The organism is Streptomyces flavofungini (genome assembly GCF_041028215.1).
GTDB classification, from domain to species: Bacteria; Actinomycetota; Actinomycetes; order Streptomycetales; family Streptomycetaceae; genus Streptomyces; species Streptomyces flavofungini_B.
This window is the reverse complement of sequence record NZ_JASKYR010000589.1, coordinates 1-5,245: the sequence shown is the minus strand read 5'-3', so window position 1 is coordinate 5,245 and position 5,245 is coordinate 1. Positions and strand designations below refer to the sequence as shown.

General features: G+C 72.7%; 6 protein-coding genes. 1 reads left to right on the top strand and 5 read right to left on the bottom strand.

Annotated elements, in window-relative coordinates; all coding sequences use genetic code 11:
- Positions 1-120: 120 nt before the first annotated feature.
- A complete protein-coding gene (locus AB8Z36_RS30350) occupies positions 121-849 on the top strand; it encodes a leucine-rich repeat domain-containing protein (protein ID WP_369216594.1) in 729 nt (242 codons plus the stop codon).
- A 4-nt stretch (positions 850-853) separates the two neighbouring features.
- Here AB8Z36_RS30350 and AB8Z36_RS30345 read toward each other — a convergent pair whose 3' ends face one another.
- The 5 genes from AB8Z36_RS30345 to AB8Z36_RS30325 all read right to left on the bottom strand — a co-directional run.
- On the bottom strand, positions 854-2,041 hold the full coding sequence (locus tag AB8Z36_RS30345; RefSeq protein WP_440582036.1) for a serine hydrolase domain-containing protein: 1,188 nt from the start codon (positions 2,039-2,041) through the stop codon (positions 854-856).
- A gap of 129 nt (positions 2,042-2,170) precedes the next feature.
- Positions 2,171-2,413: a DUF397 domain-containing protein gene (locus AB8Z36_RS30340; protein ID WP_363251459.1), complete on the bottom strand. Its 243-nt coding sequence runs from the start codon at positions 2,411-2,413 to the stop codon at positions 2,171-2,173.
- 119 nt (positions 2,414-2,532) lie between these two features.
- A complete protein-coding gene (locus AB8Z36_RS30335) occupies positions 2,533-3,723 on the bottom strand; it encodes a thiolase domain-containing protein (protein ID WP_369216592.1) in 1,191 nt (396 codons plus the stop codon).
- Positions 3,720-4,799 carry a thiolase domain-containing protein gene (locus tag AB8Z36_RS30330; protein ID WP_369216591.1) on the bottom strand — a complete coding sequence of 360 codons (1,080 nt, stop codon included), beginning with the start codon at positions 4,797-4,799 and terminating at the stop codon, positions 3,720-3,722. The genes AB8Z36_RS30335 and AB8Z36_RS30330 overlap by 4 nt, the downstream gene beginning before the upstream one ends.
- The coding region (locus AB8Z36_RS30325) for a Zn-ribbon domain-containing OB-fold protein (protein WP_369216590.1) at positions 4,800-5,245 on the bottom strand (446 nt) is incomplete at its 5' end. It lies immediately after the preceding gene.

The window sequence follows — 5,245 nt, the reverse complement described above, 5'->3', positions numbered from 1 at the left end:
CGCCCGCATGGGTGAACGCCCGCGCTGACCCCCCGCACCCCCGGCCCGCCCGGGCGCCGACGGCTCGCGGGCACCGGGGACAATGGCGCCCGGCACGTGGAGGGAGGACCAGGAGGAGCGATGGCCGACGACAGCACCGCACTCACCTACTGGCACGGCGGGCTCGACGCCGTACCGGACGAGGTCTGGCACCACCCGCGCCTCGAAGCCCTGCTCCTGCCGGACAACGCGCTCACCGTCCTCCCGCCCCGCATCGGCACCCTGAAGCATCTGCACACCCTGGACCTCGGCCACAACCGACTGCACACGCTCCCCGCCGAACTCGGCGACCTGGAGCACCTCAGCCGCTTCCTCTATCTCCACGACAACGAACTCACCGAGCTGCCCGCCTCCCTCGGCCGCCTCACCCGGCTCGGCTACCTCAACGTCGGCGACAACCGCCTGACCTCGCTCCCCGCCGCCCTAGGCGGCCTGACCGCCCTCGTCGAACTGCGCGCCCAGCACAACCGCTTGGGCGAGCTGCCGGAGACCATCGGCTCGCTCACCGCGCTGCGCGAGCTGTGGCTGCGCGGCAATCAGCTGCGTGACCTGCCCGCTTCTGTGGGACGCCTGCGCGAGCTGCGCGAGGTGGAACTGCGCGAGAACGCCTTCGAGGCCGTGCCGGAGGCACTGCGCGGGCTGCCACTGCTCCGCCGTCTCGACCTGCGCGGGAACGCCATCCGCCGACTGCCCGGCTGGCTGACCGAGTTGCCCGCCCTGGAGAAGCTGGACTTGCGCTGGAACGAGACCCACATCCCCCGCGCGCTGCTGCGGGCGCTGGAGGACAGGGGGTGTGTCGTACTCCGCTAGGCCGCTAGGGCTGCTCGTCCCGGCACAGTTCTCGCTGGACGAGTGTGCTGATCGACCCCATCGTCCGGTCGTTCCCGTCGCCGGTGACGAGCACCACGGCGGTTCTGCTGCCGTCCGGGGTGACGCCGACCCAGGTGCGGTAGCCGGAGACGCCGCCCACGTGCGCGAAGTAGCTGCCGCCGCAGGGCAGGGGGAGTTTGCCGAGCCCCAGTCCGTAGTCGCCGCCCAGCTCCGGCGCGGGCACGGTCCTCTTCATCTCCGCGAGGCGCGCGGAGTCCAGCAGCCGCCCGCCCAGCAGGGCGGTGTAGAACCGGCTCAGGTCGCGCGCGGTGCTGATGACCGACCCCGAGGCGTCGACCGCGCTCGGGTTGAACGCCGTGACGTCGATGGCGGTGCCGGTGCCGAAGGCGCGGTAGCCGTGGGCGTGCGGGCCCGTGATGAACGGGAAGCTGCCCGGCGTACTGGTGTCCCGCAGCCGCAGCGGACGGATGATCCGGGCGTTCACCTCCCGCGCCCAGCTGCGCCCCGTGACCTTCTTGATGATCATCCCGGCGAGGATGTAGTTGGTGTTGGAGTACGCCCATGTGCCCTTGCTCGCGGCGCCCCTGGAGTGCCGCAGCGCCAGCGCCACCAGTTCCTCCGGGGAGTAGGTGCGCCACCGCTCGGCCCGGTAGCCCTCGGCGCTGTTCAGCGCGGGGATGTCGCCCTCGACCTCGGGAATGCCGCTGGTGTGCTGCAACAACTGCCGAACGGTGATGCGGTCGCCGTGCAGGCCCGCGCCCCTGACCACGCCCGGCAGCCAGCGCTCGACGGTGTCGTCGAGGGACATCCGCCCCTCGGCGACGAGTTGCAGCACGACCGTGGCGGTGAAGGTCTTGGTGGCGCTGCCGATCCGGAACTTCCCGCCCCAGGGCACAGGTCTCCCGCTGCCAGGTTCGGCCGTGCCCGCTCGCGCCTGACGGCGGGCATCCCCGGTGTGACGGCGCGGGTCCGACGACCGCACCTCGGCGAGTACGCCGACGGGTCCGGTGCCGTGGATGTCGTCCACCTCCCGCTGGAGGGGCCCCGGCGCCGGCGGTGCGGTCGTCGACGACGCTGCCGCCGTCACGGGACCGGCCGCCGCGGCCACCAGGACCACGGCGAGACCCAACGGAACGAACGGACCGCGTCGGCGTCTTCGGGACGCGTGCATGGTGATCCCCCTTCTCTGCGCTCTTGCGATGCGGGGTCCATCGCATCAGCGCGAGGAAGATCGGCCCATCCGGCAGACCTCAGTGCGCACCGGGGGACAGCCCCCGTACGGCGGGTCGAGGCGGGCGGCCTACGTCAGATCGAACTCGCCCTCGCGGGCGCCGTGGACGAACGCCCCCCATTCCGCCGGGGTGAAGATCAGGGAGGGGCTCTCGGGGCGGCCGGCGTTGCGCATCGCGATGAAGCCTTCGACGAAGGCGATCTGCACGTCGCCGCGCCCCTCGCTGCTCGATCGCCAGTCGGCCGTGCTGAGGTCGAGCTCCGGCTTGTCCCAGCCCGCGAGTGGATGCTGCTGAATGGTGCCTTCGGCCACGTCCGTGCTCCTCCCGAATGCGTCGGTCCGGCGTCAGCCTAGCTTTCGCTCCGGGCGCCGGACAGGCCGCGTGAGAAGGCCGTGATCCGGCGCTGCGGAGTCTCCGTCCCCGCGGCCGCTCAGGAGGCGGGCGGCTCCGCCCCGACGAGCCACATCGAGAAGAACTGCGAGCCGCCTCCATAGGCGTGGCCGAGCGCCCTGCGGGCCCCTTCCACCTGGTGTTCCCCCGCCTGGCCGCGCACTTGGAGCGCGGCCTCCGCGAAGCGGATCATCCCGGAGGCGCCGATGGGGTTGGTGGACAGGACACCGCCGGACATATTCACCGGAAGATCCCCGTCCAGTTCCGTCACACCGGCCTCGGTGAGCTTCCAGCCCTCGCCCTCCGCCGCGAAACCGAGGTTCTCCAGCCACATCGGCTCGTACCAGGAGAACGGCACGTACATCTCGACGGCGTCGATCTCCCGGCGCGGGTCCGCGATGCCCGCCTGCCGGTAGACGTCGGCCGCGCAGTCCTTGCCCGCCTGCGGGGAGACGAAGTCCTTGCCCGCGAAGAGCGTCGGCTCGCTGCGCATCGCGCCGCCGTGCATCCAGGCGGGCGGCCGGGGCGAACGGGCCGCGCCCGCACGGTCGGTGAGGACCATCGCGCAGGCGCCGTCGGAGGAGGGGCAGGTCTCGGAGTAGCGGATCGGGTCCCACAGCATGGGCGAGGCCTGGACCTTCTCCAGCGTGATGTCCGCCTCGTGGAGGTGGGCGCAGGGGTTCTTCAGGGCGTTGCGCCGGTCCTTGTAGGCGACGAGGGAGCCCACCGATTCGGGCGCGCCGGTGCGCCGCATGTACGCGCGCACATGCGGGGCGAAGAAGCCGCCCGCCCCGGCGAGCAGCGGCTGCTGGAACGGAATGGGCAGCGAGAGGCCCCACATGGCGTTGGATTCCGACTGCTTTTCGAAGGCGAGGGTCAGTACGGTGCCGTGGACGCGGCCCGCGACGAGGCCCGCCGCGACCAGCGCCGTGGACCCGCCGACGGACCCGGCCGTGTGCACCCGCAGCATGGGTTTGCCGACGGCGCCGAGGGCGTCGGCGAGGTACAGCTCCGGCATCATCACGCCCTCGAAGAAGTCCGGCGCCTTGCCGATGACCACGGCGTCGATGTCGGCCCAGGTCAGCTCGGCGTCGGCCAGGGCGCGTGCGGCGGCCTCGCGGACGAGCCCGGCGATCGACACGTCCCGCCGGGCGGCCACGTGCTTGGTCTGCCCGATCCCGACGACGGCGACGGGTTCCTTGCCCGTCCCTCGCTGCACCGAACGGCTCATCGGGCGTCTCCTTCCAGGAGGGCGACCAGGTTCTGCTGGAGACAGGGCCCGGAGGTGGCGTGTGCGACGGCACGGCCGGACTCGCCCCGGTGGATGCGGGCGGCGGCCTCGCCGAGCCGGATGAGCCCGGCGGCCATCATCGGGTTGGCGGCGAGCGCGCCCCCGGAGGGGTTCACCGCGACGTCGTCGCCGAGCCGCAGGGCCTTGCGCAGGACGACCTCCTGGGAGGTGAACGGCGCGTGCAGCTCCGCGGTGTCCACGGGCCGCTCGAAGACCCCGGCGCGCTCGGCGGCGAGCCGGGTGGAGGGCGAGTCGGTGAGGTCGCGCACCCCGAGGCTGTGGGCCTCGATGCGGTGGTCGATGCCTCGGATCCACGCGGGCCGCCCGCACAGTTCGCGGGCCCGCTCCCCCGCCGCGAGGATCACGGCGGCGGCCCCGTCCCCGATCGGCGGGCAGTCCCCGGTGCGCAGCGGGGCCACCACGTACTCCCCTTGCGCGTACTCCCCGCCGAGCTGCGCGTGCGGGTTGGCGGCGGCGTCGGCACGGCTGCGCCGCGCGACCCCGGCGAGCGCGGGCTCGTCGGTCTCCCCCGCGTCGATGAGCGCCCGCGCCTGGAGCGCGGCGAGCGCCACGGAGTCGGGCCAGAGGGGGGCGACGTAGTACGGGTCGAGCTGCCGGGTCAGCACATCGCGCACCGAGCCGGGCGAGGCCTTCCCGTAGGAGTAGACGAGGGCGGTGTCGGCCTCACCGGTCTGGATTTTCGTCCACGCCTCGTACAGCGCCCAGGCCCCGTCCATCTCGACGTGCGACTCGGAGATGGGCGGCCAGGCGCCGACCCCGTCGAGCGCCATGGTGAAGGAGAAGGCGCGCCCCGCCAGGTAGTCCGAGGACCCGGAGCAGGTGAACCCGATGTCGCTGGTCCTCAGACCGGTGGCCGCGAGGACCTCGTGGAGCACCGGCATGAGCATCTCGACCTCGGAGAGCTCGTCGGTTGAGCGCAGATGGTCGCTCTGCCCGAAGGCGACGACGGCGACCTCGCGGACGGGCCGCATCACGGACGGCGTGCGGGGCGCCATCTACACCAGCTCCTTGTACGTGTCGTAGTCGGCGTCGGGCTCACCCGTGGGCCGGTAGTGGTCGGGGTAGCGCCCGCCCTCGGACCACACCGGTTCGACGCGCAGCCCCATGCGGACCTGGTCGTACGGGATGCCCGCGATGCGCGCGTGCAGCGCGAGGTCGGCGCCGTCCAGGGCGATGTGCGCGTAGACGTAGGGGACTTCGATGTCGAGGTTCCTGGCCTTGATGTTGACGATGCAGTACGTGGTGACCGTGCCGCGCGGCCCGACCTCCACCCGCTCCGTCGTGGCGACGCCGCAGGTGGGACAGGCGCCCCGGGGCGGGACGTACACCTTGCGGCAGGACGGGCACCGCTCGCCCACGGTGCGCCGCTCGGACAGGGCGTTGATGTACGCGGTCTGGGCGCGGCCGGGCGAGTAGCTGTAGTCGAGCCGGGCGGCGGCGA